We start from the raw sequence: 3,654 nt of genomic DNA, 5'->3' as shown, positions 1-3,654 counted from the left end.
GGCCGCCAACGCCAAAATCCGCGCCATCGCCGTCACCACCGGCGCACATACTGCCCAACAGCTTTCCGCCCTGCCCCATGTCGCCATGCTCAACAGCTTGGCCGAATTACCTGATGTATTGGAAACCTTATAAAAATCTATACAACATCTATATGAAAGGCCGTCTGAAACCTATTTTCAGACGGCCTTTAATTTGTTTTATCGATCCGAGCGCACCCTGACAAATGTTGCAAATTTCGGCGTTCCCTTTTGCGTAAAACCACGATAACGGTAAGTAATCAGCGCACCGATTTTCGGCGGATGGTCGCGGTCTTTATCCTTAAAACCGCTGCCGATACGAAACTCGCCATATTGGTTTTTGCATCCTACCGCACCCAAACGCCCGACATTGCGCCCTTTGCCCTCATAATGATGCGTCACCGTACATTCATCATCATATTCACTTTTCAGCTTCAACAGCTGTCCATTTCTACCGCTTGCATAACGGGCTTCAGGTTGACGCAGCATCACACCTTCCCCACCCAGCGCTTCGACTTGTTTCAAAAAATCCAAAGCATGCTGTTTGTCGCGCACCTTGACTTGCGGAATAACCGTAAACCGTGCCGACGGGTGTGATTTCAGCCATTTCGAAGCCGTTTCCAGCCGCTGATACAGATTACCCTGTGCATGCGGCACATCAAAAACATGCAAACGGATGCCGTCCCAATTTCCCGAGGCAGAACGTACCGTCGCGGAAATTTGCTCAAACCGCCCTCGTCCGCTGTACAACTCGCCATCCATCGGAAACGGTGGAAAACCTGCTGTAAAACCTTTGGGCGGTGTAAACGCATAACCCTGACGACTGACCAGCTGCCTGCCGTCCCAATACGCGCGTACGCCATCCAACTTTTCACTCATGGCCCAACCGGCAATATCTTGATTTTTATATTCCTGCGCCAACAACAAATCTGCACCAAACGCCGCAGAGATGAAAGAAGCCGCAAAAATCGGTATCATGGTTCGCATTACATTATTCATAAGACACTTTTCCAGACTTGCTTTTTATTATATATACATAATAGCAAAAGGCCGTCTGAAACGTAAACAACATTAAATAAGCATTCCCTAGGAACACCCATGGCACTCCAATTTGAAATCAACGCCGTTACCCCCTTCCGTCAAAACTGCACGCTGATTTGGGATGATGAAACCAAAGAAGCCGTTTTGACCGATGTCGGCGGCGACGTACCCTATTTATTGCAACAAGTCCAAAACAAAGGCCTCAAGCTGACCGCCATTTGGCTGACCCACGGCCATCTTGACCACGCAGGCGGCGTGGTTGAACTTTTAAAAACCTGCGACGTACCCGTTCTCGGCCCGCATAAAGACGACGAATTCCTGCTCCAAGCCCTTCCGCAAACAACGGCGCAATACGGCTTCCCCGTTTCTCCGTCATTCACGCCGACACGCTGGCTGGAAGAAGGGGAAACGCTCAAGGTCGGCAATCACAGCTTCCAAGTCCTCCACATTCCCGGCCACACTCCCGGCCAAGTCGTTTTTTACAACGCCGAAAATGAACTTTTAGTCGCAGGCGATGTTTTATTTTATGAGACTGTCGGTCGCACAGATTTTCCACGCGGCAATCATGATGATCTCATAAACAATATCTGCGCTAAACTATTAACCCTGCCCGAAACCACGCAAGTTATAGCCGGACACGGCCGCATGACCAGTATCGGGCATGAGAAAAGGTACAATCCGTTTCTGGTTCGCTAATATGAATTTTGTATAAAGCCAACATTTTGGCATACTCAGATTATGCGTATAAAAGAAAACTGGCATACAATTTGCAGGGATAACACCCGAAAGATTAAGTACCTAATCTCCGGCAAATGCCAAAAAGAACTAAAGCACAAAGATAACAAGGTATTACGCAATACAACCTGATTTATCGAAAACCGGACATCTCTAAACCCCAAGCCTTACTCGAAGTGAAATTGTTACAAAGTGACAATAAATGTCAGTCAGGCCGTCTGAACGGCTCTGCCGATTCAGGCGAATACAACGGAGATGAGGCGCAATGCCCTGCCGGAATGTGCCGATGTTCTGTTTGTCAAACCGTCGGGTACATCTTTAAGAAGCACAACATTATTTGGGTAAACCGGCAAACTCGCTGCCGGCACTAACAGGCCGTCTGAAAAGTTCGGCCGGTAAAATCAATAAAAGGATTATCAAATGAAAAAAATCGCAAAAGTAGGTTTCGTCCTGCTGGCTACCGGCCTGCTGGCCGCCTGTGCTACTAAGAGCAAAATCACTCCTGAAGGCACTACAGACGAGCCACGCTTCCCTAAACCTTACTCCCTGACCTTCAACAAAGACCGCGGTACATTCCCGACTTTTGACGAGCTGGATCAAATGCGTCCTGGTCTAACCAAAGACGACATCTACAAAATCCTCGGCCGTCCTCACTACGACGAAGGCATGGTTGGCGTGCGTGAATGGGACTACCTGTTCCACTTCTACACCCCAGGCGTAGGCGTTGACCCTGAAAACACTTCTGGCGTTGAAGGCATCACTACTTGCCAATACAAAGTGATCTACGACAAAGACAAATTTGCACGCAGCTTCTTCTGGAATCCAGTATTCCCTAAAGATGCCGTATGTCCTCCTCCAGCACCTACACCTAAACAAGAGCCTCAAGTGATCATCCGCGAGATCATTAAAGAAGCTCCTAACCGCATCCGTCAATAAGGACAAATTTGAAACGGATCCTATTGGGTATAGCCTTGGCAGCAGGTCTGAATTCTTTGGCCGCTGCCGATGCTGTCAGCGACTATATCCAGCGTAAAAAAGTTGTGGTCAATACAGCTAAGGCGGAGCTTTGCTTTGCCGACGACGGTCAGTGCCATCCGGTACTGATTGGCAAGACCACGCCGAAAGGCAAATTCAATATGACGCCGATGATGACCAGCAAACCGGGTTACGGTGGCGAGGTTATCGGCTTCAAAGAAGAAAATGACTTTCTGTTTGCGTTACACAGGGTATGGACGCTCAAGCCACAGGAAAGACGCATGGAACGCATCGTCTCTCCTCATGTGGCCGACCGCATCATAACCAATGGTTGTATCAACGTACAGAATAATGTGTACGAAAAACTGCGTCAGTATTTCATTTTAGAAGTCATCTGATGTAGGCTTTAGTTTGAATAAAGGCCGTCTGAAAATTTTTCAGACGGCCTTTTCTTTTTATTCGTAAAACCTTTATGACTGGCTATACTGATACAGTCTTGATGGCACGGCAACTTCGTTGAGGCTGCTGATTCAGAAAAAGAAAACTCTATCAACCTAACGCGTAAATCTAAAAGAAAGTCCGCCTAAAAGTTCAGGCAGCCTTTATTGTTTACAAACAAAGAATATGTTAACCTCTTGTTATCGAATAGACTTAATCATTCGTAATATTATTTAACAACACAAAAAGGACTCTATCTTATGAACCGTCGTCAATTTATCGGCAGCGCCGCTGCTGTCTCTCTCACCGCCGCCGCTTCTTTTGCCCGTGCTCACGACCATGCAGGTCATGCACACCACGCCGGTCATGCTGGTCACGCGCATTCTGCACCGCGCGCCTACGAAGCTGCGCGCAAAGCGGCCGCACATTGCGTTGAAGCCGGTCAAA

4 protein-coding genes and 2 pseudogenes are annotated in these 3,654 nt (G+C 48.0%); 5 read left to right on the top strand and 1 reads right to left on the bottom strand.

Going from position 1 to position 3,654, the window contains the following annotated elements:
• Positions 1-133, top strand: a pseudogene (locus tag Q1M25_RS09560) (HAD family hydrolase); the annotation flags it as partial.
• Positions 134-198: 65 nt separating this feature from the next.
• Here Q1M25_RS09560 and Q1M25_RS08860 read toward each other — a convergent pair.
• Entirely contained in the window at positions 199-1,005 is an 807-nt protein-coding gene (locus tag Q1M25_RS08860) for a DNA ligase (RefSeq protein ID WP_300483917.1), read from the bottom strand.
• Positions 1,006-1,116: 111 nt separating this feature from the next.
• Between Q1M25_RS08860 and Q1M25_RS08855 the strand changes: the two genes are divergently transcribed.
• The 4 genes and pseudogenes from Q1M25_RS08855 to Q1M25_RS08840 form a co-directional block, all read left to right on the top strand.
• Positions 1,117-1,755, top strand: a complete 639-nt coding sequence (locus Q1M25_RS08855; protein ID WP_070646533.1) for an MBL fold metallo-hydrolase — start codon at positions 1,117-1,119, stop codon at positions 1,753-1,755.
• 459 nt (positions 1,756-2,214) lie between these two features.
• On the top strand, positions 2,215-2,730 hold the full coding sequence (locus Q1M25_RS08850) for an outer membrane protein assembly factor BamE (RefSeq protein ID WP_070461158.1): 516 nt from the start codon (positions 2,215-2,217) through the stop codon (positions 2,728-2,730).
• 8 nt (positions 2,731-2,738) lie between these two features.
• On the top strand, positions 2,739-3,167 hold the full coding sequence (locus tag Q1M25_RS08845) for a hypothetical protein (protein ID WP_049329449.1): 429 nt from the start codon (positions 2,739-2,741) through the stop codon (positions 3,165-3,167).
• Between the two features lie 300 nt (positions 3,168-3,467).
• Positions 3,468-3,654: pseudogene (locus Q1M25_RS08840) on the top strand (four-helix bundle copper-binding protein); the annotation flags it as partial.

Origin of the sequence: uncultured Neisseria sp., from assembly GCF_951230505.1 — a bacterium.
In the GTDB taxonomy this organism is placed as follows: domain Bacteria; phylum Pseudomonadota; class Gammaproteobacteria; order Burkholderiales; family Neisseriaceae; genus Neisseria.
This window is presented reverse-complemented; position numbering and strand designations above follow the sequence as displayed.